This window comes from Mycobacterium hubeiense, assembly GCF_002838065.1.
In the GTDB taxonomy this organism is placed as follows: domain Bacteria; phylum Actinomycetota; class Actinomycetes; order Mycobacteriales; family Mycobacteriaceae; genus Mycobacterium; species Mycobacterium hubeiense.
Window position 1 is genome coordinate 1 of record NZ_PIZU01000057.1, and the last position, 21,945, is coordinate 21,945.

The 21,945-nt window shown below is 64.5% G+C and carries 17 protein-coding genes and 4 pseudogenes; 6 read left to right on the forward strand and 15 right to left on the reverse strand.

What is annotated here, in order from left to right; genetic code table 11:
* Nucleotides 1-274: 274 nt before the first annotated feature.
* Nucleotides 275-385: pseudogene (locus CWS39_RS25865) on the reverse strand (universal stress protein); the annotation flags it as partial.
* A gap of 210 nt (nt 386-595) precedes the next feature.
* On the opposite strand from CWS39_RS25865, the gene CWS39_RS25870 reads away from it, so the two are divergent.
* Nucleotides 596-898, forward strand: a complete 303-nt coding sequence (locus CWS39_RS25870) for a 4Fe-4S dicluster domain-containing protein (RefSeq protein WP_102145745.1) — start codon at nt 596-598, stop codon at nt 896-898.
* A gap of 52 nt (nt 899-950) precedes the next feature.
* On the opposite strand, the gene CWS39_RS25875 is transcribed toward CWS39_RS25870, so the two are convergent.
* From CWS39_RS25875 to CWS39_RS25885, 3 genes and pseudogenes are all read right to left on the reverse strand, one after another.
* Complete coding sequence (locus CWS39_RS25875; protein ID WP_102145761.1) at nt 951-1,220, reverse strand: metal-sensitive transcriptional regulator; 270 nt, start codon at nt 1,218-1,220, stop codon at nt 951-953.
* A gap of 11 nt (nt 1,221-1,231) precedes the next feature.
* A complete protein-coding gene (locus tag CWS39_RS25880; RefSeq protein ID WP_102145746.1) occupies nt 1,232-2,143 on the reverse strand; it encodes a sulfite exporter TauE/SafE family protein in 912 nt (303 codons plus the stop codon).
* Nucleotides 2,144-2,180: 37 nt separating this feature from the next.
* Nucleotides 2,181-2,546 (reverse strand): annotated as a pseudogene (locus tag CWS39_RS25885) (rhodanese-like domain-containing protein); the annotation flags it as partial.
* Between the two features lie 137 nt (nt 2,547-2,683).
* Between CWS39_RS25885 and CWS39_RS25890 the strand changes: the two are divergent.
* From CWS39_RS25890 to CWS39_RS29855, 3 genes and pseudogenes are all read left to right on the forward strand, one after another.
* A complete protein-coding gene (locus CWS39_RS25890; protein WP_102145748.1) occupies nt 2,684-4,063 on the forward strand; it encodes an MBL fold metallo-hydrolase in 1,380 nt (459 codons plus the stop codon).
* 237 nt (nt 4,064-4,300) lie between these two features.
* Nucleotides 4,301-5,303: pseudogene (locus CWS39_RS29320) on the forward strand (Acg family FMN-binding oxidoreductase).
* A gap of 246 nt (nt 5,304-5,549) precedes the next feature.
* Nucleotides 5,550-5,900 (forward strand): annotated as a pseudogene (locus tag CWS39_RS29855) (universal stress protein); the annotation flags it as partial.
* 515 nt (nt 5,901-6,415) lie between these two features.
* On the opposite strand, the gene CWS39_RS25905 reads toward CWS39_RS29855, so the two are convergent.
* The 6 genes from CWS39_RS25905 to CWS39_RS25930 form a co-directional block, all read right to left on the reverse strand.
* Nucleotides 6,416-7,276, reverse strand: a complete 861-nt coding sequence (locus CWS39_RS25905) for a polysaccharide deacetylase family protein (RefSeq protein ID WP_102145749.1) — start codon at nt 7,274-7,276, stop codon at nt 6,416-6,418.
* A gap of 74 nt (nt 7,277-7,350) precedes the next feature.
* Nucleotides 7,351-8,649, reverse strand: a complete 1,299-nt coding sequence (gene phoH2 / locus CWS39_RS25910) for an RNA 5'-3' helicase PhoH2 (protein WP_102145762.1) — start codon at nt 8,647-8,649, stop codon at nt 7,351-7,353.
* A gap of 249 nt (nt 8,650-8,898) precedes the next feature.
* On the reverse strand, nt 8,899-9,726 hold the full coding sequence (locus tag CWS39_RS25915; protein ID WP_102145750.1) for an acyl-ACP desaturase: 828 nt from the start codon (nt 9,724-9,726) through the stop codon (nt 8,899-8,901).
* A gap of 43 nt (nt 9,727-9,769) precedes the next feature.
* Nucleotides 9,770-11,050 carry a serine hydroxymethyltransferase gene (glyA, locus tag CWS39_RS25920; protein ID WP_102145751.1) on the reverse strand — a complete coding sequence of 427 codons (1,281 nt, stop codon included), beginning with the start codon at nt 11,048-11,050 and terminating at the stop codon, nt 9,770-9,772.
* Between the two features lie 77 nt (nt 11,051-11,127).
* Nucleotides 11,128-12,591, reverse strand: a complete 1,464-nt coding sequence (locus tag CWS39_RS25925; protein ID WP_102145752.1) for a glycine hydroxymethyltransferase — start codon at nt 12,589-12,591, stop codon at nt 11,128-11,130.
* A 202-nt stretch (nt 12,592-12,793) separates the two neighbouring features.
* On the reverse strand, nt 12,794-13,993 hold the full coding sequence (locus CWS39_RS25930; RefSeq protein ID WP_102145753.1) for a DUF885 domain-containing protein: 1,200 nt from the start codon (nt 13,991-13,993) through the stop codon (nt 12,794-12,796).
* A 67-nt stretch (nt 13,994-14,060) separates the two neighbouring features.
* Between CWS39_RS25930 and coaA the strand changes: the two genes are divergently transcribed.
* Nucleotides 14,061-14,999 (forward strand): type I pantothenate kinase, encoded by a 939-nt coding sequence (gene coaA, locus CWS39_RS25935; protein ID WP_102145754.1) that lies wholly within the window; start codon nt 14,061-14,063, stop codon nt 14,997-14,999.
* A gap of 93 nt (nt 15,000-15,092) precedes the next feature.
* Here coaA and CWS39_RS25940 read toward each other — a convergent pair whose 3' ends face one another.
* From CWS39_RS25940 to CWS39_RS25960, 5 genes are all read right to left on the reverse strand, one after another.
* A complete protein-coding gene (locus tag CWS39_RS25940) occupies nt 15,093-15,374 on the reverse strand; it encodes a hypothetical protein (protein WP_102145755.1) in 282 nt (93 codons plus the stop codon).
* Between the two features lie 2,507 nt (nt 15,375-17,881).
* Nucleotides 17,882-18,289 (reverse strand): hypothetical protein, encoded by a 408-nt coding sequence (locus CWS39_RS25945; RefSeq protein ID WP_102145756.1) that lies wholly within the window; start codon nt 18,287-18,289, stop codon nt 17,882-17,884.
* A gap of 100 nt (nt 18,290-18,389) precedes the next feature.
* Nucleotides 18,390-18,800 (reverse strand): hypothetical protein, encoded by a 411-nt coding sequence (locus CWS39_RS25950; RefSeq protein ID WP_102145757.1) that lies wholly within the window; start codon nt 18,798-18,800, stop codon nt 18,390-18,392.
* Nucleotides 18,801-18,914: 114 nt separating this feature from the next.
* Entirely contained in the window at nt 18,915-20,273 is a 1,359-nt protein-coding gene (locus CWS39_RS25955) for a hypothetical protein (RefSeq protein WP_102145758.1), read from the reverse strand.
* Between the two features lie 14 nt (nt 20,274-20,287).
* Nucleotides 20,288-21,079 (reverse strand): (2Z,6E)-farnesyl diphosphate synthase, encoded by a 792-nt coding sequence (locus tag CWS39_RS25960; RefSeq protein WP_102145759.1) that lies wholly within the window; start codon nt 21,077-21,079, stop codon nt 20,288-20,290.
* Between the two features lie 54 nt (nt 21,080-21,133).
* On the opposite strand from CWS39_RS25960, the gene trhA reads away from it, so the two are divergent.
* A complete protein-coding gene (gene trhA, locus CWS39_RS25965) occupies nt 21,134-21,886 on the forward strand; it encodes a PAQR family membrane homeostasis protein TrhA (RefSeq protein ID WP_102145760.1) in 753 nt (250 codons plus the stop codon).
* Nucleotides 21,887-21,945 lie beyond the last annotated feature (59 nt).

Below are 21,945 nucleotides of genomic sequence, written 5' to 3' on the forward strand. Positions count from 1 at the left end.
ACCCGCAAGCCTGATCCAGCTTCCAGGACACACCATGACACAAAGACTAGAACTTTGTGTCAACGTGTCAATACCCTTGGGCGAACTCGGCGTACTTTGTTGCGGTGAGCCCAAATGTGCTGAGCGCAACCAATTTCGTCGAGATCCTAAGGTCAGGGGTGACGGCTCGGCAGATTCGATTAGTCCAATGGCACGCTAGGTCGACTGTGGGGCAGTGATTCTCGTGTGCAACGTTGTGCGCCTGCTTTGCGGCGCAACGGATGACGCCAGGCAATCATGGTTGCGCCGCCGACTTCGATTGGCGTGCGACGATCACTGGCACTTCCACTGTCTGAACGACCGCCGAGCTGACTGAACCCAGCAACATTCCTGCGATGCCGCCGCGAGCTTCTCGACATCGATAGGGTGAGGATTGGCCATCGCGTTGTTCTCCTTCGATTGACTTTGCAAGTCGTTCGAAGAATCACGCGATGACCGTCCTCTATCGGGCTACGACACGCCCGATCAGCGCGGTTAACCGCCGATCTCTGTTACACCACTTCTGTGGACGCAACTTGCGACATTCAATGGGCTGCGTGAGGACACACCCGACCAGATGCATAGGTCGTGTGTCCCGGTATGCCCAGTGGACTGCATATATGAAGGGGCCAGGTCCCTTTACATCAATCCCGATGAGTGCGTGGACAGTAGCGCCTGCAAACTGGAGTGCGAGGAAGGCGCGATCTACTCCGAGTCCGATCTGCCCGATGAGCAGCAACAGCACCTTGTCGACAACGCGGCGTTCTTCGGCGAGATCCTGCCCGGTGGGGACCGGGTGGGATCACCGGGCGGCGCCGCCGCGTTGGGCCCAGTCGGTGTCGATACTCCATTGGTGGCCGCCCTGCCCCCACGCGGGTGACGACAAGTCGATGGCGCCTGTAGTTTCCGCAGTGACTTAGGTCTCCGGCTTGTCAAGCGAGCGCGAGGAACAGCTTTTCCAGTTCGGCTTCGGTCATCGGTGGGGCGCCCTTCGCGTCGTCCCCGGTGATGCATTCGCGTAGACCGGTCGCGACAATCTTGAAACCGGCACGGTCCAGGGCCCGCGAAACCGCGGCGAGCTGGGTGACGACGTCCTTGCAGTCGCGGCCCTGCTCGATCATCGAGATGACCCCGGCGAGCTGACCCTGGGCACGCCGCAGCCGGTTCAGCACGGCGGCGATGGCGTCCTCGTCATTGATCATGTGTAGCTCCTTCATGAGACTTCGCGGCCCAGAGTACCCGCGGGGGTATCTGGAACGGTTAGGTTGCCGCTCCGGCCACGGTGCCGGTGTTCGACGGCTCGGCGCAGCGGACAGTGCGCGTAGCGGGTGCATAAAAAGGCGAGCGCAGTAAGTGCGGCCGCCGCGAGACCCCCTACGACGTGGATTTCTTGCGCGAGAATCACCGATGACATCCCTAACACGGACCAGCCGAACACCTTTCGCAGCGAATCAGGATTAACCAGCGCCGTCAGCCGGGCCCCGATCAGTGCGCCGACGAGTGCTGCGCCCGTCACGCCCGCGGCGATCGCCCAGTCGAGTTGCACACTTGCCAGATAGCCACCTAGGCCGGCGAACGACTTCATGGCGATGACCACAAGGGAAGTGCCTACTGCGACCGGCATTGGCAGGCCACCGAGCAGCGCCAGGGCGGGCACCACCAGGAACCCGCCGCCGGCACCGACGAGGCCGGTCACCAAACCCACTGCCAGACCTTCCATCACGATCTTGTTGAGCGCCAACGAATGTGGCGCATCGCCGATGTTGACGTCTCGACGGCCGCGCAGCATCGCGATCGCGGTGGCGATCATGATCGCGGCGAATCCGACCAGCAGGAGCGTCCCGGGGATGAACCGGGCCAGCAGCCCGCCCGCATACGCGCCGACCATGCCAGCGACGCCGAACACCAGACCCGTGCGCCACTGGACACGGCCGGCGCGCGCGTGTGAGACGGCGCCAACCGCGCTGGTGACCCCGACGACGAGCAGTGAGGTGGCGATGGCCTGCTTGGCGTCCATTCCTGCGACGTAGGCCAGCAGCGGGACGGTCAGGATCGAACCTCCGCCGCCCAGCAGACCGAGGCTGATGCCGACGAGCACTGCCAGTGCGATGGTCAGGGCGATCATGACGCTAGCTCGCTTTGGCCTGGTTGGCTGGAGCGTCGACAAGCTGGCCGACGATGGTGCGCACGTCACAGGCGACACCGCGGTTCACTATGAATCCCGCTGCCTCCCAGGCAGTCATCCCACCCGACGGGACGTGCACATTCGTCAGCCCTGCTGCCCGCAGCGCCTCCTCCGCCTGGGTAGCACGCTGACCCGATCGGCAGACCAACACGACGTGGTCGTCGAGGTGCTTGATGATCTCGCCGCGGTGCTCGCGCAGCAGGTCGAGCGGGACCTTGTAGGCGCCAGGAATGTGGGCCGTCTCGAATTCGCCGGGGGTGCGGACGTCGAGCACACCCGGGGACACCGCGGAGTCGAGCAGCGCGCGTAGTTCGTTCGCGTCGAAGGTGGCTGAGGTGCTCAAAGGTGATCCTTTCGTTCGGCCATACCTCTGGGGGTATATGCAACAGTGGAATACATATACCCCCTAGGGTACTTGACATACCCACAGGGGTATACGCAGGATGGTGTTACCCCGAGCTGAGGAATGAAGGAAGAACCATGATCGTCGAGCAGTACTACATCGAGTGTCTGTCCCATGCGTCGTATCTGATCGGCGACGAAACCACCGGCCGGGCAGTGGTTGTCGACCCGCGCCGCGACATCGCCGACTACCTGGAAGACGCTGCCAAGTACGGCCTGACGATCGAAGGGGTGATCAACACCCACTTCCATGCCGACTTCGTGTCGGGCCACCTCGAGCTCGTCGACGCCACCGGGGCGTGGATCGGGTTCGGTGAGGCCGCCCAGACCGACTACCCCATTCGCCGACTGGCCCACGGTGAGCATATCTCGCTGGGACAGGTCGATCTCGAGATCCTGTCCACGCCCGGCCACACGTGGGAATCGATCAGCGTGGTGGTCCGCGAGCATCCGGACGCCGTGCCTACCGCCGTGCTGACCGGAGACTGCTTGTTCATCGGCGACGTCGGCCGGCCCGACCTGGTCAACGCCGGCCCGAGTTCGGCCACCGATCTGGCGCGTGCGATGTACCACTCGATTCACGACAAGCTGCTACGGCTGCCCGACAGCGTGACGGTGATGCCCGCGCACGGTGCGGGGTCGTCGTGCGGTAAGAACCTGTCCACCGAACTCACCTCGACCATCGGTGAACAGCGCCGCACCAACCCGTCGGTGCAGCCGATGAGCGAGGACGCGTTCGTCGAGCTGATCACGCACGGACAGCCCGCCGCCCCGGCGTATTTCACGGTAGACGCGACGATGAACAAGCGCGTGCACCCGCTGCTCGATCAGGCGCGCCACATCCCCGCCCTGAGTCCAGCGCAGATCCGCGAGGCGCTGCAAAACGGTGTGCGCGTGCTGGATGCGCGCAGTATCGACGATTTCGCCGCGGGGCACCTGCGCGGCTCGGTCAACGTCGGCTTCGACGGGCGGTTCGCCGAGACCGGTGGCATGGTCGCCGACATCGGCGAGCGCATCGCATTGATCACCTACTCCGGCGAGGAACAACTGGCCGCTATGCGCCTGGCCCGCGTCGGCTCCGACAACGCGATCGGCTACCTCAACGTCGACCGAGACGGAATGTTTCCGCCGGAGCTGGCCGACCTCGTGCAGACGGCACCGCGTGTCGGCATCGCTGAACTCGATCGCATGCTGGCCGACGACGCCGTGACGCTGATCGACATCCGCAACCCTCGCGAGCTGGAATTCGGCGTCATCCCCGGCGCGACGCATATTCCGTTGGCGCAGTTGCGCAGCCGTCTCGACGAGATCCCCACGGACAAGCCGATTGTGGTGCATTGTGCAGGCGGCTGGCGCTCCAGCGTGGCCGCCTCCCTCTTACGCGCGCAAGGGTTTGGCGGTGTTTCCGACCTGGCCGGCGGATACAACGCGTGGGCCGACGCCCATGCAATCGCTTGACCCGCAAGAGGATCTACGTCGAGATTGCGCGCACGGCTGTGATCCGGCGCTCAGCAGGAACGTCGTACAGAGCATGCGCGCAACACCTTTGACGCACGCTCCAGCCCTCGGCAGCGTCGTGGTGTCGGCCTCGAACGTCACCCGGGGTCGAACGCCACCGCCGCTGGGGACCGATGGCCCTGGATTAGCGGGCGCCTCCGCGGAAATGTGGTCCTTGATCTCATTGAAAGGAGGATCATGCCGGACACCGCAGTGGAAACCCAGGTCATCAAAGACGCCGATCGCCTGCCGTGTCGTGCACCCTCATTGCACGACAGCCAGCCGTGGCGCTGGGTAGCTGAAGGCAGCACCGCTCGAGTTGTTCGGCGATCCGGACCGAGTCCTAAGATCCACTGACCGATCCGGGCGCGAAGCGCTGCTCAGCTGCGGCACAGTGTTCGACCACCTCCGGGTAGCGATGGCCGCCGCCGGCTGGACTGCCAAGGTTGATCGCTTCCCCAATCCGAACAACCCGAAACATCTTGCGTCCATTGACTTCACCCCAATGCGATTCGTCACGGAGGGCCACCGACGCCGCGCAGATGCCATCCTCGCGCGCCGCACCGACCGGCTCCCGTTCGGCGCGCCACCGGATTGGGAGTCAATCGAAACCCCTGTTGCGCGAAACAGCGGACAGCGAGCTCGTCCGCCTCGACGTGATCCCTGATGAATCACGCGCACAACCTGTGGAAGCGTCCAAGCTGACCGAATCGCTGCGGCTCTACGACACGTCTTATCACGCCGAATTGCATTGGTGGACGGCCGCATACGGAGTTGCCGAAGGCATCCCTTCCAGCGTGCTGGCAACGGCGGCCGAAAGCGATCGAGTCGATATCTGGCGCACCTTCGTGGCGGCGCACCGCCCGTACAGGCGTACCGCAGTCCCCCAACACCGCGCGGGTCCTGGTCTTGTCGACCCACGACGACACGCCGATGGCTGCGTTGGTATGCGGCGAAACGTTGCCTGCGGTCCTGCTCGACGCCACCATGGCGGGCTTGGCTGCGTGCCCACTCACCCGCATCACCGAGCTTGCGGCCAGTCATGAGATCGTCGCCGCGCTGATCGATCACGACACGCCCCCAAGCTCTGATCCGCGTTGGGCTGGCACCGTCGATCGACGAAGTGCCGCCGCCGACGCCTCGACGCTCTCTGGGCGAGGTGCTGGACATCCGGCCCAGCCCCGATGGCCCAGGAAAGTGAGCATCCGAGGAGCATCACTGGCGGTACTCAAGTCTGACATCCTCCAGGGCGGTACCACATCAGAGGGAACCAGAACGCGGTGGCCATGTACCACGACTCGAATCAGGCTCGACGATCCATATCTGCTGAGCCAGCGACATGGGGACCAACGGCGGCTGGTGAGGGACTTAGGACCCCATCCGATCGCGTCGGAGGTGAATACCGTCAAATACAGTGCACCTCTTGTCGAGCGACTGGGAGTTGGAGATGGCGGATACAGCAGCGAAATCAGTCGTCGTGGGTATCGATGGTTCGACGGCGGCCATCAATACGGCCATCTGGGCGGTCGACGAGGCAGTCAATCGTGATATCTCGCTGTGGTTGGTGCACGTCGTGCACGCCAAAAGTGGTCCGACCGAGGCTTTCCACCTGGAAGTCCAATTCGCCGAGACATCGTTGCGAACAGCGGACGCCGTCGTCAATGACATCGGGCGTCCGGTGAAGGTCGAGACCGACATCTTGCGGGGGCCCGTCGATTCGGCGTTGATCGACCAGTCACGCAATGCCGTCCTGCTCTGCGTCGGCTCAGTCGGAATCGGATGGGTGGCCGGCGAACTGCTCGGCTCCACCGCGGCCACCCTTGCCAAGAAGGCGAACCGCCCTGTGGCGATCATCCGGAGCCCACGTGACAAGCCAGCATCACGCGCCGACTGGATAGTCGTCGAGTGGTCGATGAATGAGGCGCGACTGCGTCAGGCGCCGGTTCTTGCGGTGGGCGCGGCCCGGAAGGGATTCGATGACACCCCATATCACGTTCTGGGCCAACGTATGGGTATCTGGAAGCGGCAATACCGCGATGTGCACGTCTACCCCGCGATCACCCACGCGGGTATCGCCCGGTTCCTGGCCGGAAACAAGAACGAATCGGTACAACTCGCCGTCATTGGGGCAGCGGACGCCGACCAGCGGGCATCATCGGTCCGCATAACCATTCCGTCATCCGGCACGGTGAATGCTCGGTTCTGGTTGTCCGGTGATGATGGCCGCCCATGCCCCGAGTGGGTCGTCGCAAGCGAGGCTGCTGGACGGATCGGTCGTGACGCTTCGCCTGAGCGCAACCAACTACGCCGAAATCACTGGGGGCCGCCGGAATTCTGGCCGGGGATGTCGGTGATCGGGAAGTTCGGCATCGGTTTGGGCGACGGGGTGTTCGGCAGCGTCGGAATGTCCGCGGGCGGAATATCGCGGATGTCGTTGGCGGGCGGGCCGTTTTCCCGGCCGCCGTAACTACTGCCGGGCTCGCGCGGGCCCAGCAGCTGGCTGACCGTCACCAGGTGATAACCGTTGGCCTTCAGCACCGGGATGAACTGGTACACCACATCGACGGTGCTGGAATACGTGTCGTGGAACAGCACCACCGAGCCCGGCCTGATCTGTGTCTTGAGCATGTAGGTGGTGGCGGCCAGATCGGAGTCATTGATCCAGTCGAAAGGGATGACGTCCCAAAGGATTTCGGCCATGCCCAATTGTTTGGCCGCGTGCCGTACCGCGTCGTTGGACAGCCCGCCGGCCGGCCGGTACAACGTCGGCGTCACACCGGTCGCGGACTTGATCGCGTCGTTGGCCTTGCTCAGCTGGCTCGGTATCAGCTCCGGCGGGATGGTCGTCATGTTGGCGTGTTCCCAGGTGTGGTTGGCCACTTCCATGCCGGCGTCGACGATGCGCTTGGCGCCGTCGGGGTTGGCCGCGACCTTGTTGCCGATCAAGAAGAATGTCGCCTTGGCGTCGTTGTCCTTGAGTATCTGCAGTAGCCGGTCGGTGAACGGGCCGGGGCCGTCGTCGAATGTCAGCGCAACGCATTTGACCCGCGTGCAGTCGACGTCGTCGGCCCGCCTGATGTGCCCGGTCAGCGCGCCGACGACGACCACGACGACGGCCGCCACCACGCCGATGACGGTCCATCGCCAGGCCTGGCTGTCGGGCAGTTTCGGCACGCTGGCAGCCTACCGACCCAGCGATTTGGGCGTGATTTCCCGCGCGGCGCGCAGGAAATCACGCCCAAATCGCGTCAGGGCAGGGCGCCGGGGCTGATTTCCTCCAGCATTTCGGTGACCAGCGCCGCGATCGGCGAGCGCTCGCTGCGCAGCAGCGTGATGTGGGCGAACAGCGGATGGCCCTTGAGCTTCTCGATCACCGCGGCGACGCCGTCGTGCCGGCCCACCCTCAGGTTGTCGCGCTGCGCGACGTCATGGGTCAACACCACCCGCGAGCCGGCGCCCAGCCGCGACAGCACGGTCAACAGCACATTGCGCTCCAACGACTGCGCCTCGTCGACGATCACGAACGAGTCGTGCAGCGAACGCCCGCGAATATGCGTCAGCGGCAGCACTTCGAGCATGCCCCGCGACAGCACCTCCTCCAACACCGCCGGGCTCGCCAGGCCTTCCAACGTGTCGAAAACCGCCTGCGCCCATGGGCCCATCTTCTCGCTCTCGCTGCCCGGAAGATAGCCAAGCTCCTGGCCCCCAACCGCATACAGTGGCCGGAAGACAACCACCTTGCGATGCGTGCGGCGCTCCAGCACCGCCTCCAGCCCGGCGCACAGCGCTAGTGCCGACTTTCCGGTGCCGGCCTTACCGCCGAGCGAGACGATGCCAACCGATTCGTCGAGCAACAGGTCCAAAGCCACCCGCTGCTCGGCAGAGCGTCCGCGCAGCCCGAACACCTCTCGGTCACCGCGCACCAGCTGCACGCGCTTCTCGGCGTTCACCCGGCCCAGCGCAGAGCTTCCACCGAGCAAGCGAACTCCGGTGTGGCAGGGCAGGTCTCGCGCCGCGGCGAGGTCGATCTCGCCCTCGGCGAACAATGCGTCGATCTCCTCGGGCGCTACGTCCAGCTCAGCCATCCCCGTCCAGCCCGAGGTGATGACGTCCTGGGCGTGGTACTCGTCGGCGGTCAGACCCACCGCGCCGGCCTTGACCCGCAGCGGAATGTCCTTGCTTACCAACGTGACTCGTTTACCCTCCGCGGCAAGATTGGCCGCGCAGGTCAAGATCCGTGAATCGTTGCTGTCGGTGCGGAAGCCCGCGGGCAGCACTGCCGGGTCGCTGTGGTTGAGTTCGACGTGCAGCGTGCCGCCTTGTGTCCCAACGGGAATCGGCTGGTCCAACCGACCGTACTCGAGCCGAAGATCGTCGAACATCCGCAGTGCCTGGCGGGCGAACCAGCCCAATTCGTGGTGGTGCCGTTTGGCTTCCAATTCGCTGATGACCACCAGCGGGACCACGACTTCGTGTTCGGCGAACCGGGTGCATGCCCAGGGGTCGGACAGCAGCACGGAGGTGTCGAGCACATAGGTCCGACGCAGGCTGGATTGCCGGCCCGGCCGGCCGTGCGAATCAGTCACGTAGCGCTCCTCAGGGCGAGGGAATTCATGCGGCCCCACACGAACATCTCGGCGGAGCAAGCGGCACCAGGACCGGGGCCGGTCCTCTCGTGATCGAAACGATCGGTACCGCCCGGACAGCAGAGCATGTCGCTAGCCATCGAGAAACGACGCTACTCCCGTCGCGGGATGCTCGCCGTCCGGCGCGCCGTAGCTAAGACGTGCTGCGAGTTAAGCGTTGATGAACTGCTGGAGCTTGGGTTCGTCGGCCAGACCCCACGCCGTGATGCGGTTGGCGATCACCCTGCGCAGCGCGTCGGCGTCAAAGATGCCCGCCTCGGCCACGACCGCGACCTTGTCCCGGTACGCGTCGATGTCGCCGCCGACGACGCCGATCTCGGCCGCGCGCTTTGCGATCGCATCGATGGTCTCGTCGCGGGAATACTCCAGGCAGTGCGCCACCAGGTTGGCGAAGAACTCCTCGTGGCGCTCCTCGTCGGTGGCGATGCGGCCCATCATGCGCTTCAGGATCGGTTCGGTGACCTGCGCCTCGAGGTTGCGGCAGAACACCGCGTGCGCGCCCTCGAACAACGTCATGAATGCGAGCGTCTCGATCTGGCTGTAGGTGTCGGCGCGATAGCCCTTCCAGACGTGCTCGACGCGGACGTCCTCGTTGGCGGCGGGGTCGATCTCGCGGGTGACGACGAGGTAGTTGCGCAGCGCGATGGCGTGCAGGTGTTCCTCGGCGGTCCAGCGGCCGATCCAGCGGCCCCACTTGTCCTCGAGAATGAAGTTGAACACCAACTCGCGGTGATACCCGGCGAGGTTGTCCTTGGTGATGAGCAGGATTTCCAGCGCGTCAGTGACGGGCTTGGGCAGGGTCACCTGCGACGGATCCCAGTCCTTACCGCCCAGGAAAGCGAAGTTTTCGCCCTGGTCGAACGGCACATAGTCATGCGCATACCAGGCCTGCTCGGTTTCCAGATGGCGAGCCAGGTTCTCGGCAACGACCGGCTCGAGTTCGAGAGTCAGCGCGTTAGGAACAGGTTTCTGTGCCATAGAAGTAACTGTAACCCGAGTTCACATGTTCTTGAAAATCGGGTCAGCGGCCGTGAAGCTCCCACTCCTCCAGGCCTTCGTACAGCGGAAACTCCCGCGCCAGCCGCGTCACGCGCTCCTGCAACGCCGCCACATCCGCCGCCTGACCCTGCGCCAACGCGGTTGCGATGACGTCGGCGACTTCGGTGAATTCGGCGTCGCCGAAGCCGCGCGTCGCCAGCGCCGACGTGCCGATCCGCAGACCCGATGTCACCATCGGCGGCCGCGGGTCGTTCGGCACGGCGTTGCGGTTGACGGTGATGCCGATCTCGTGCAGCAGGTCCTCGGCGGCCTTGCCGTCCAGCGACGAGTCACGCAGGTCGACGAGCACCAGGTGCACATCGGTGCCACCGGTCACCACGCTCACGCCGGCCTTCGCGACATCGGCGGCCAGCAACCGCTCGGCGACGATGCGGGCGCCGTCGAGCGTGCGCTGTTGGCGGTCGGCGAACTCCGGCGTACCGGCGATCTTGAACGTGACGGCCTTGGCGGCGACGACCTGCATCGCCGGGCCGCCCTGCGTACCAGGGAACACCGACGAGTTGACGGTCTTGGCGAACTGCTGCTTGCCCAGGATCAGGCCGGAGCGCGCGCCGCCGAGCGTCTTGTGCACGGTGGTGGACACCAGGTCGGCGTGGGGGACGGGGTTGGGGTGCAGCCCGGCGGCGACCAGACCCGCGAAGTGGGCCATGTCCACCCACAGATGCGCACCCACTTCGTCGGCAATCGCGCGGAACGCCGCGAAGTCGAGCGTGCGCGGATAGGCCGACCAGCCCGCAATGAGCACGCGAGGCCGGAACTCCAACGCCCCGGCCCGCACCGCGTCCATGTCGATAAGACCCGTCGCGGCGTCCACGCCGTAGAAGCCGGATTCGTACACCTTGCCGGAGAAGTTCAGCTTCATGCCGTGCGTGAGGTGTCCCCCGTTGGCCAGGTCCAGGCCCAGCAGCCGCTCCCCCGGCGACATCAACGCCGCGAGCACGGCCGCGTTGGCCTGCGCGCCGGAATGTGGTTGCACATTGGCGAATTCGGCGCCGAAGAGCGCCTTGGCGCGGTCGCGGGCGATGTTCTCGATGACGTCGACGTGCTCGCATCCGCCGTAGTAGCGGCGGCCCGGCAGACCCTCGGCGTACTTGTTCGTCAGCACGCTGCCCTGCAGCTGCAGCACCGAGCGCGGGGCGAAGTTCTCCGACGCGATCATCTCCAGCGTGTCGCGCTGGCGGCCGAGCTCCTTGTCCAGCAGATCGGCGATATCGGGGTCGACCTCGGCGAGCGGGGCGGACATCACGGACGTCGAAGAGCGGGTTGGAGCTGACACGGCGCAAAGTTTGGCACGCAGGCCCCAAAAAGTGGGGGCTACGTCTACAGCGTCAGGCCCGGGTACAGCGGGTTGGCCTCCAGCAGTTCGGCGGCTGCGGCGTGCACCCGCTGCGCGGTGCCGTCGGCCAGCTTGTACTTGGCCTTCGACGTGCCCTCCGGCGACGTGTTGGTGAGCACGTCGACCACCAGCTCGGCGACCCGGTCGAAGTCGGCGGCGCCGAACCCGCGGGTGGTCAGCGCCGGGGTGCCGAACCGGATGCCGCTGGTGTACCAGGCGCCGTTCGGGTCGGCCGGGATGGAGTTGCGGTTGGTGACGACGCCGGAGTCCAGCAGCGCCGATTCGGCCTGTCGCCCGGTCAGCCCGAACGACGTCACATCGAGCAACACGATGTGGTTGTCGGTGCCGCCGGTGACCAGCCGCGCGCCGCGCTTGAGGAACCCGTCGGCCAGGGCCTTGGCGTTGTCGGCGACGCGCTGGGCGTAGGTCTGGAATGCGGGCTGGCGCGCCTCGGCCAGCGCGACGGCTTTGGCGGCCATCACGTGAGACAGCGGTCCGCCCAACACCATTGGGCAACCCTTGTCGACGGCGGGCGCGTATTCCTCGGTGGCCAGCACCAGTCCGCCGCGGGGCCCGCGCAGCGACTTGTGCGTCGTCGTGGTGGTGACGTGGGCGTGCGGGACGGGGTCCTCGTCGCCGGTGAACACCTTGCCGGCGACGAGGCCGGCGAAGTGCGCCATGTCGACCATGAGCGTGGCGCCCACCTCGTCGGCGATCTCGCGCATCTTGGCGAAGTTGATGCGCCGCGGGTAGGCGGAGTAGCCGCCGACGATGATCAGCGGCTTGAACTCGCGGGCGGCCGCGGCCAGGGCGTCGTAGTCCAGCAGGCCCGTCTCCGGGTCGGTGCCGTAGCTGCGCTGGTGGAACATCTTGCCGGAGATGTTCGGCCGGAACCCGTGCGTGAGGTGACCGCCGGCGTCCAGGCTCATGCCCAGCAGCCGCTGGTTACCGAGCTTGTTGCGCAGCTTTTCCCAGTCGGCCTCGGAGAGGTCGTTGACATGCTTGGCGCCCTGGGCCGCCAGCTCGGGCGCCTCGATGCGGGTGGCCAGGATCGCCCAGAAGGCAACGAGATTGGCGTCGATGCCGGAGTGCGGTTGGGCGTAGGCGTAGGGCGAGCCGAACAGTTCGCGGGCGTGTTCGGCGGCCACACTTTCGACGGTGTCGACGTTCTGGCAGCCGGCGTAGAAGCGGTGGCCGATGGTGCCTTCGGCGTACTTGTCGGACAGCCAGGTGCCCATCGTGAGCAGGGTGGCCGGCGACGCGTAGTTCTCTGAGGCGATCAGTTTGAGCGAATCCCGTTGGTCGGCAAGCTCTTTGCGTGTCGCGGCGGCGATGCGGGGCTCGACCGACTCGATGACCTGCAATGCCGCCCGGTAAGCGGCGCTCGCGGTATCGGCGTATTCGGCGCCGGGAGCAGGGGCGGTGGTGGTCACGGGGTCTGCAGCCATGGGTTTCAGCGTAGTCGGGCGACGATCCGGGGCGGCCTTCCCCACAGGCCTCTCGACCCTATATATGCCCTCGTTGCCCGGCTATCCGCGACAATGTCGCTGAAAACATCGACGGGCTATCCAATTAGCGACAATGTCGCGCAGAGCCGGGCACATGAAGAACTATCCCCCCGAGGGGCTGATGTGGCTGATGTGACGAGAGCTACGCCGAACCCCGCAAACACGACGGGATCAGCGGCTCGTCCAGCAGCCGGGTAAACCGCTCGGTCAGGCTGACGCCGTCGGGCCTGGCATCCAGCCAGCCGCGCAGCAGCCGGTATCCCTCGACGTAGGTGCTGGTGTAGGCCCGCCACAGCGGCGACGACAGAAACCGCAGCATCTGGCGGGCGCGTTCGTCGTCGACCAGCAACCACCGCTGCAGGAATGCGACGACGTCGTCGACATCGCGGCCCTCGTCGTGCAGCATCAGCGCGGCGTCCTGGCGCACATCGGCCAGCGCGGCCGCCGCTTCTGACACGGCCTCGGCGCGCTCGCCGTCGAAGCGCAGCCCCAGATCGGCGTAGATCTCCGCGGCCCAGCCGCCCCACCGCGGGCCGATGGCCGCATACAGCGCCAGATCCGCCAGCCCCTCGGCCATCAGGCATTGCGGGGTGTTGACCAGAAAAATCGTCTGCTCGAGCTGCCCCTGGCTGGCGACCAGCCCCGCTTCCTTGCGGCAATGCTCGGTGTGATGGCCGGGATAGGACTCGTGGGCGACCAGTCGCGGCAGGTTGGCCATCTGCTGCTTGAGGTCGGCATTGACCGCGACCGTCGAGCGGTAATCGCCGAGGTAGTAGTTGAAGCCCGACCACGGCTTGTCGGTGACCACCTCGTAGGTGATGGTCTCGGTGTCGGGCAGCGGGTAGTCGGCGCGGACCCGGTCGCGCAGCGCGCTGGAGAACGCGTGGATGCACTCCTCGAGCCGCTCGGGCGGTATCTCGTCGGCGCTGCGGTAGGCCTGCATCCGATCGGCCAGCGGTCCACTGCCGCCCAGCGCGTCGTCGAGCTTGCGGTGCGCCTCCCGGTACGTCTCCGGGTCGCCCTTGGTGATGCGCACGGCGAAGTAGGCCGCCACCTCGTCGACGAAGCCGACCTGCTCCCCGGCGAATTTGCGGCCGGCGCAGGCCAATGCACGGAGGTGGGCGCAGAGGTAGTCGGCGCGCGCGGGGTCGAGACCGGCCGGCAGCTCGGCGAGCAGGCGTTCGGCCTGGCGGGCCAGGCCGGCAGGCTCGGGCGGGGGCTCGGCGGCGACGGCTTGTCGCAGCGCGGGATCGCCGGTGAAGGAGTCGACGTAGCCTTGCTCGACCCGGTCGAAGCGCAGACCGAGCAGCAGGTACTCGCGGATCAGGGTGTCGGGCTCCATGGCGTTCAACCGTATCGGGGTTCACCCACCCGTTCGGCGCGCGGCGTGCCCTGCAAGACTGAACGCCATGGCGCGGCTGAGCGAACCCAGCCCCTATGTGGAGTTCGACCGGAGTCAATGGCGTGCGCTGCGTATGTCGACCCCGCTGAAGCTGACCGAACAAGAAGTGGTGCAGCTACGCGGTCTCGGCGAGAAGCTGGACCTGCTCGAGGTCGAAGAGGTCTACCTTCCGCTGGCCCGGTTGATCCACCTCCAGGTCGCCGCGCGGCAGCGGCTGTTCGCCGCGACCGCGGAGTTTCTCGGTGAGCCGCAGCAGAATCCGGACCGGCCGGTGCCGTTCGTGATCGGTGTGGCGGGCAGCGTCGCGGTCGGTAAGTCCACCACGGCCCGTGTGCTGCAGGCGCTGCTGGCCCGCTGGGAGCACCATCCGCGGGTCGACCTCGTCACCACCGACGGCTTCCTGTATCCGAATGCCGAGCTCACACGTCGAAACCTCATGCACCGCAAGGGCTTTCCGGAAAGCTACGACCGTCGCGCGCTGATGCGGTTCGTCACCGCAGTCAAATCGGGAGCCGACCAGGCCTGCGTGCCGGTGTATTCGCACCTGCTCTACGACATCGTGCCCGGCGAGAAGCAGGTGGTTCGACATCCGGACATCCTCATCCTGGAGGGCCTCAACGTATTGCAGACCGGTCCGGCGCTGATGGTTTCGGATCTGTTCGACTTCTCCGTCTACGTCGATGCGCGCATCGAGGACATCGAACAGTGGTACATCTCAAGGTTTCTCACGATGCGCTCGACGGCGTTCGCCAACCCGGCATCGCACTTCCACCACTACGCGACGCTGACCGACGAGCAGGCGGTGTTCGCGGCCCGCGACATCTGGCATTCCATCAACCGCCCCAACCTGATCGAGAACATCCTGCCGACCCGGCCGCGGGCCACGCTGGTGTTGCGCAAGGACGCCGACCACTCCATCAACCGGCTGCGCCTGCGCAAGCTTTAAGCGCGAGAAGACGCAAAATGGCGAGATGGGTGTCGAAGTACATACTTACTGCGCAAATCAGCGTGGACATCAGGCCGCACACGCGCGAGGCTCTCAGACTAGGACGTAAGAATTCAAGGCCTTGTCTCGTGCATCATCGACCTCGGTACCTACCGCCTCGAAGATCTCCTCGAGATCCCCGTCATCTGAGCGCGGTGAGATGAAAGTCGCCGCCGACTCCCCACCTCGCGTCGTCACGCCCGAAGAGCCACTTCGCTCCAGAGCCTCCTCGAGGAAATCAGCAGACGAAACGTCATCGACGTCGCCGCATCCAACGACTAGGCGCAGTTCGCCGTCCACGCCTTCGGCGGGGTCGCTTACAGCACTGTCAGTCATTGAAAACCTTTCGGAGCTAGGTGGACCGCTGATCGTACTGCTGCCCAGCAACACGGTCAATACCTACGATACACGTACCTCGCGTACTTGCCGCTTAGAACAGCAATCACAATAACGACGTTCAGGCTGGACGAGAATGTCAGTAAGCCCCATAGGACGTCAAATTCGCCTATCGTAGTCTCGAGTTCGGTGTGAATTGAGTAAGACGTCGGCCATAATCGAATCTCGTGCCCATCCCATTGGAGATGACTGCTGCGCCCAACAGCTACTACCGAGATGGCGACTGTCAAAAGCGCATTACACAACGTCCAGACTGATATAAATAACACCGGGATCGATATGCGTTGCATTGACGATGCGGTGAATTTGGTCAAGATCCATGCGGATATCAACGCCGGAAGTCCAAAGATCAGTGTTGTCCACATTGCAGGGAGTGGCGCGTCAGACGCAAATACGCGCGCGTGCAAGACTCCGACAGACCACACGACGAATGCCGTATACATCGATACAAATAAGCAAGGGAGGAGAAGCCCTGGCAGTCTTTCTCGCATCTCGAATACCACTGCAGGTATTAACTGACGACTCCGACCTTCATGCGAATTTGTGGTATACAGTCGCTCCGACTCTCTCAAATATACATGGCCTCTATGACCACCCACTCCGACTGCACCCAACCTTGGGTTAGTATGTCCGACATTGCTCACCCGTAGGTATCTTCGCGTAGCTTTTCGGGCCTGAGGAATTATCCGTCGTCTTGAATCACCGTCAAATCTTTTTGGACGAGCACGCTGCAGCTTGGTGAAACGCTTCATTACGCGAGGTTCTGTCCATTCCAACGGGCTTGACTCAATAAGCTCCAGATAGATGTCATACATGTAAAGACCATCTAAAACTGGCATATCGAAATGCAAACTTTGCGTTTCACGAGCGTACGGAAGCGCATATCGCAACTTCCGAGGGCTCATACCTAAGATGCTCCTGATTCGTTCGCTGGCCTCACTTCGACGACGGGGTGGCGCGGCCGTATAGGAATATCGGATTCGATTCCAAGGAACCGAATCGTCGCCGAGCGCTGGAACGCGTAGGCTACACCAAATTATATGGTCCTGACATAGATCGGCTAGTAGGTAAATCAGCGAATCGACCGCGCTTCTAGGGGCACCTTCTTGGACCAATTCAGCCTGCAAAGTGTCGAGGTAATCTTTGAGTGTCAGAACTTCGCCGGAGGCATTCTTTAGGGAAGCGCCAGATATGGGATGGCTAGCGACCGCCGTGCCTCGAACGGCCTCATCGCAAATCACTCCGGTCGCAATCGATTGGAACACATTATCGAGACGATTAGTGCTAGTTAGAGCAGCATACATCGAGTGCAGCACGCCGATCAAGATTGCTTTTGAGTCTCGTGCACTTAAGGTGGTCCACTCCTTCTCGTCGACTTCAATAGAGAAGCTGGCTGGGATATGGCCTTTCTTAAAGCGGTGGACCACAGCGACTTGGTCGTACGCTTGAGAACGCCGGAATTGATCGATCCGACGTAAGAAGGTCGACGTTTCACTGTACTCGGTCGGCTCGATTGTATGTCCGATACGCGGAGTTATAAGTGACGGCCGGGTCAAATGAATTCGTGCGGATACCACCGACTCACGATTGAATCGCTTGTGGCAATACAGCAGCAGATCATTGACGTTCGCGTTTGCATTCTGCTCGACTGACGGCTTCGCACAGAGACCAAAGACTGATTTTGTGAGCGCACCGCCACCCACGAATGCCCGTAAATGTGATAGTCCTATCAATACACGAATTAGGAACGCAGATCCAGCCAAGGATAGAATGAGTAGGAATACCCACGTATCCGGTCTATTCTCGTACGTGATGAAGGAGTCGGAGCCACTGGGAAAAGGCAAAATTAGCAGAAGAGCCGCGACCAGCGCGATCGAGCCCGAGACGACTAACGCCGCAGCGCAGAATCGCGCTAACGGACCAGGTTTGTGATCTTGGCCTTCCGATGCGATTTTGTACAGCCTGTTTGTGCTCGTTGTGCCCGTAGAGTCGAACGAGGCAGCGGGCGGGAGGACCGTGTGCGTCATCGCAGAATGAACTCTCGGTGGCCCGCTAGCGCCAAGGCGCAGAAGCGCTCGTTCCCAGTATGGGAATGAACGATCGAAGGAGTATCGATACTGCTGGCTGTACAGACCTCGCAATGACTTTCTCGTGAGGTAGGTCGTGATCCTGTACGCATAGGGGTGATTTTGCGATAGTTCCACTGCCCTGGAGGCGTTCCGACAAATTTCGCGCACACCGAACTGCGACCGGGTTTGGGTTGTCGACGTCCGCAGCATCAGGAAGGTCGCCATGCCCATACGGCGCCCAAAACGGCGTCGTCGCCGGTTTGTGGGACACACAGTTCGCCGTCGTTTGTGGCTCGCGGCATACATCCGCTCCGGGCATACAGTCGCAAAGTCCCAACACACGAGTGGCGGGACTTTGCGTCTTCTCGGCGGGAGAACTCAGCGCGTCATTCGGCGCACGCCCTGGTATTGCAGTTCGGCGAACACCGCGGTGTACACACCGGTGGCCAACGTCAGAACCACGCCGACGGTCGTCATCGTCCAGACGTCGGTGAGCACCACCGCCACGGCGGCGACGGTGTACAGCAGGTTGGCGATGATCACGGCGATACCGGCGGGACGAACATTGGGCAGCGCGGCCAGCGCCAACACGACGACGCCGTAGACGACGAAGAACGCGGCGAGCGAGTATTCGATCGTTTTCGTCGTGCCCGAAATGTCGGCCAGCCAGCCGGCCAGCGGGATCGCGGCGAGTCCGGCGAGGCCGGTGAGGATGGCGTCGGCACGCATGGCCAAGCGCAGCAGCGAGTCGGACGACGTGGTCTGGCGGGAAGTGATGGTGGTCATGAGATTTCCTTTCGGGTAGGGATTTTCGGGTGGTGGGCCGGGTGCGGGGAGCTCCACCGCAACCTCTATCGGTGGAGTCCCCGCACCGGCGGGGCGGGAGTCACGCCAGACGGCGCACTCCGAGGTACTGCAGCCAGGCGAAGAACCCGGTGTACACCGCCATGGCGAGGGTGACGATCACACCGGCTTGAGTCAGCGACGGTGTGCCGGCGGCCACCACGACGACGCACGCCAGCGTGCACACCACGTTGGCGATCGCGACGCCGATACCGACGGCGCGCAGCGACGGCAGCGCGGCCAGGCTGTAGACCACGAGGCCGTACACAACGAGCGCAGCGCCCAGAGCGAATGCCTGCGCCGCGGTGAGCCCGGTCAGCGTGGAAACGGATCCGGCGGCTGCCGCGACGCCCAATCCGAACAGACCCGTCAGAGTGGCGTCGGCGCGAAGCGCGAAGCGCAGTAGGGAATCGGTGGAGTCCGACAGCGGTGGTCGGGTGGTGATGGCGGTCATCTGAGCTCCTCGGCGTTGAGGTTCGGTTCGAACACCACCGATGCTGCTCAGAGGGCACTGCCAGATCGACGCCAAGCGCTGCCAACTACTGCCAAGCCCAGGTGACGGCGCTGATTAGTCGGCGGCGGAAACCAAACTGCCGCGCAGATCCGCCGCGATCACCCGGGCCGCGGCGTTCTGCCAGTTGTGCAGCGATCGCTGTGGCACCTCGGTGACGAACCACTGCCACGCCTGCCGGGCCACTGGATCCAGGCCCGCCGCGGTGGCGTTCTGGGCATAGGCCCGCACCCCGACGACATACGGGAAATACAGCGAGTTGTAGTGGCGCCATTGCTCGGTGGTGCCGAAGTCGCCGGCGTCGCGGGGCTTGAGCGCCGCGATGCGTTCGGCCAGCAGCGCCTTGAGTTCGTTGGCCCGCTCCAGCGGCTGATCGGGCGCTCCGCGCGCGGCCAGGCGTTCGTCGATGATCGGCAACGCCGTCAGCGGGCTGGCCACCAGCTTGGACAGATCGCCGTAGTGGCCCAGCGCGCGGCGGGTGAGCCGGGCGAACGTCTCCTCATCGATGCCGTCGAGCGGGTTCGACGAGCGCAGCGGCAGCGCCGCCTCGGTGCGGCGCAACGTCGCACGGTCTGCCCGCAGATCGGGTGAGCGGGAGAACGCCAGCCGGTCGAGCAGCCCAGCCAGCGGATCGGCCAGCACGTTGATCGCGATCGCGATCGCCAGGCTGGAGAACAGCAGCACCGTCAGCGCCGTCTCCGCCGACCCTTCCGTCACCGCCAGACCGATCAGCGCCTGCCCACCGAACAGCACGGCCACCACCGCCGTCGCCACGAACGACCGCAGCATGTCTGCCCGCAGCGCCTGACCTTCGTCGAACGCATCCCAGATCGCCACGGCAATGCCGAGCAGCGCCACGTCGAATCCAGTGGACGCCAACGCCAGCCAGCTCGGCACCAGCCCGAGCGGGATGACGATGATGGCGTTGCCGAGCGCGAAGAACAGCGTGGCCACCACGACGAACCCGGCGACCGGTCCCGGCTGTGCCCGTCGCACCACCGCCCGCACCATCGCGCCCAGCGTCGACACCGAGATGACGGCGAACATCACCCAGTGCCCGGTACGCAGCGGGCCGTCGACGCTGCCGGCCATCGCCGCTCCGACGAACGCCAACACGGCGACAGCGGCGATCACACTGATCTCGCCGACGCGGCTGCGCCAGCTGTCGCAGGGCCGCGACAGCTCGACCAGCACCGCGAACCAGGCCACGCCCGGGACCGCGACGAGGTAGATCTCGAGGCGGCTGAGCAGGTCCGATCCACTTACCACGCGCACAGCATCGAGCGCGACGACCGTCGCAAAGCTGGTCAGGCCGATCGCGGCCAGCACCAGCACGGGCTTACGCGGGTCGCGGGCCAGCAGATACAACCCGAGCCACCAGCTGAGCGTGAACACCACCGCCGACAGCGCAGCCATGAGTCAAGTGTGCGCTACTGGCCGTATCGGCGGTGCCGCAAGGTGTAGTCGCGCAGCGCGCGCAGGAAGTCGACGCGGCGAAACGCCGGCCAGTGCGCCTCGGTGAACCACATCTCCGAATAGGCGCTCTGCCACAGCAGGAATCCGGACAGCCGCTGTTCACCCGAGGTGCGGATGACGAGGTCAGGGTCGGGCTGGCCGGAGGTGTAGAGATTCTCCGAGATCCCGTCGACGGTGACGGCCTCGATCAGCTGCTCGGCCGTCGCGCCGTTGGCCAGTTCCTTGCTCAGCAGGGCCCGCACCGCGTCGACGATCTCCTGGCGGCCGCCGTAGCCGACGGCGACGTTGACATGAAAAGATCCAGCAGCCGCCGTCGTCTTGTCCACCGCGTCACGCAGCCGCTTCGCCGGCTCCTCCCCGATCAGCTCGAGGTCGCCGACGGTGCGCACGCTCCACTTGTTGGCCGGCGCGCAGATCTCCTCGACGACGTCGGTGATGATCTCGATGAGCGACGACAGCTCGCCGGGGTCGCGTTGCAGATTCTCGGTGGACAGCAGATAGACGGTGGCCATCTCGATACCGGTGGCCTGACACCAGCGCAGCATCTCGGCGATTTTGCGGGCGCCCATCCGGTAGCCGTAGCTGACATCGTCGTAACCTGCGTCACGTGCCCATCGTCGGTTGCCGTCACACAGCACAGCGATATGCCGAGGCAGTTGGGATTTGGACCGCGCCAGCTCCTGGCGCAACCGCATCTCGTAGAGCCGGTAAGCCGGTTCCTTGAGACGCGGCGGAATGATGTCCACGAAGATCCAGACTACTGTTTCCCTCGGAAAGCCCACGGCATTAGTGGAGGTGACATGACCGTGCCGCCCCTGTCCGTCGACACCGAAGACTTCGATCGGTCACGCACGTCGCCGCACGGGCATGCGGAGGACTTCCCGGAAGCCGTCGTCGACGGTGTCGCCGACTTCCTCGGCAAGCCCAGGGCGCGCGGCTGGATCCATGTGTATGCGGCCGTGGTGGCCGCGATCGCGGGCGCGGCGCTGGTGTCGGTGTCGTGGTCGTTGCAGTCGACGCGCGCCGGCCTGGCGACTCTGCTGTACACGTTCACCATCGTGGCGATGTTCACCGTCAGCGGGACCTATCACCGGGTGCACTGGCATTCGGCGACCGCCCGCAAGTGGATGAAGCGCGCCGACCACTCGATGATCTTCATCTTCATCGCGGGCAGTTACACGCCGTTCGCGCTGCTGGCCCTGCCGCAGGAAAAGGGCATGGTGCTGTTCTGGATCGTGTGGGGCGGCGCCATCGCGGGGGTGCTGCTCAAGATGTTCTGGCCGTCGGCGCCGCGCTGGTTCGGCGTGCCGCTGTACATCCTGTTGGGCTGGGTCGCGGTGTGGTTCATCGGGCCGATCATGCACGGCGCCGGCGTCGCGGCGGTGGTGCTGCTGATCATCGGCGGCGCGCTGTACAGCATCGGCGGTGTGCTGTACGCGATGAAGTGGCCCGACCCGTGGCCGGAGACGTTCGGTCACCACGAGTTCTTCCACGCCTGCACGGCGGTGGCGGCGATCTGCCACTACATCGCGATGTGGTTCGCCGTGTTTTAACGATTTCGGCGCGTTGGGTCGCGCTCACGGGCTGTATCGAAATGGTTTCGCGCCGATTG

Coding starts and splice junctions, on each gene's coding strand:
- CWS39_RS25915 (WP_102145750.1), bottom strand. CDS start 9,726: ATGGCACAGAAACCTGTTCCTAACGCGCTGACTCTCGAACTCGAGCCG.
- CWS39_RS25875 (WP_102145761.1), bottom strand. CDS start 1,220: ATGATCAATGACGAGGACGCCATCGCCGCCGTGCTGAACCGGCTGCGG.
- CWS39_RS25945 (WP_102145756.1), bottom strand. CDS start 18,289: ATGACCACCATCACTTCCCGCCAGACCACGTCGTCCGACTCGCTGCTG.
- coaA (WP_102145754.1), top strand. CDS start 14,061: ATGGCGCGGCTGAGCGAACCCAGCCCCTATGTGGAGTTCGACCGGAGT.
- CWS39_RS25955 (WP_102145758.1), bottom strand. CDS start 20,273: ATGGCTGCGCTGTCGGCGGTGGTGTTCACGCTCAGCTGGTGGCTCGGG.
- CWS39_RS25880 (WP_102145746.1), bottom strand. CDS start 2,143: ATGATCGCCCTGACCATCGCACTGGCAGTGCTCGTCGGCATCAGCCTC.
- CWS39_RS25950 (WP_102145757.1), bottom strand. CDS start 18,800: ATGACCGCCATCACCACCCGACCACCGCTGTCGGACTCCACCGATTCC.
- CWS39_RS25940 (WP_102145755.1), bottom strand. CDS start 15,374: ATGACTGACAGTGCTGTAAGCGACCCCGCCGAAGGCGTGGACGGCGAA.
- glyA (WP_102145751.1), bottom strand. CDS start 11,050: ATGTCCGCCCCGCTCGCCGAGGTCGACCCCGATATCGCCGATCTGCTG.
- CWS39_RS25925 (WP_102145752.1), bottom strand. CDS start 12,591: ATGGCTGCAGACCCCGTGACCACCACCGCCCCTGCTCCCGGCGCCGAA.
- CWS39_RS25930 (WP_102145753.1), bottom strand. CDS start 13,993: ATGGAGCCCGACACCCTGATCCGCGAGTACCTGCTGCTCGGTCTGCGC.
- CWS39_RS25870 (WP_102145745.1), top strand. CDS start 596: ATGCATAGGTCGTGTGTCCCGGTATGCCCAGTGGACTGCATATATGAA.
- CWS39_RS25890 (WP_102145748.1), top strand. CDS start 2,684: ATGATCGTCGAGCAGTACTACATCGAGTGTCTGTCCCATGCGTCGTAT.
- trhA (WP_102145760.1), top strand. CDS start 21,134: ATGACCGTGCCGCCCCTGTCCGTCGACACCGAAGACTTCGATCGGTCA.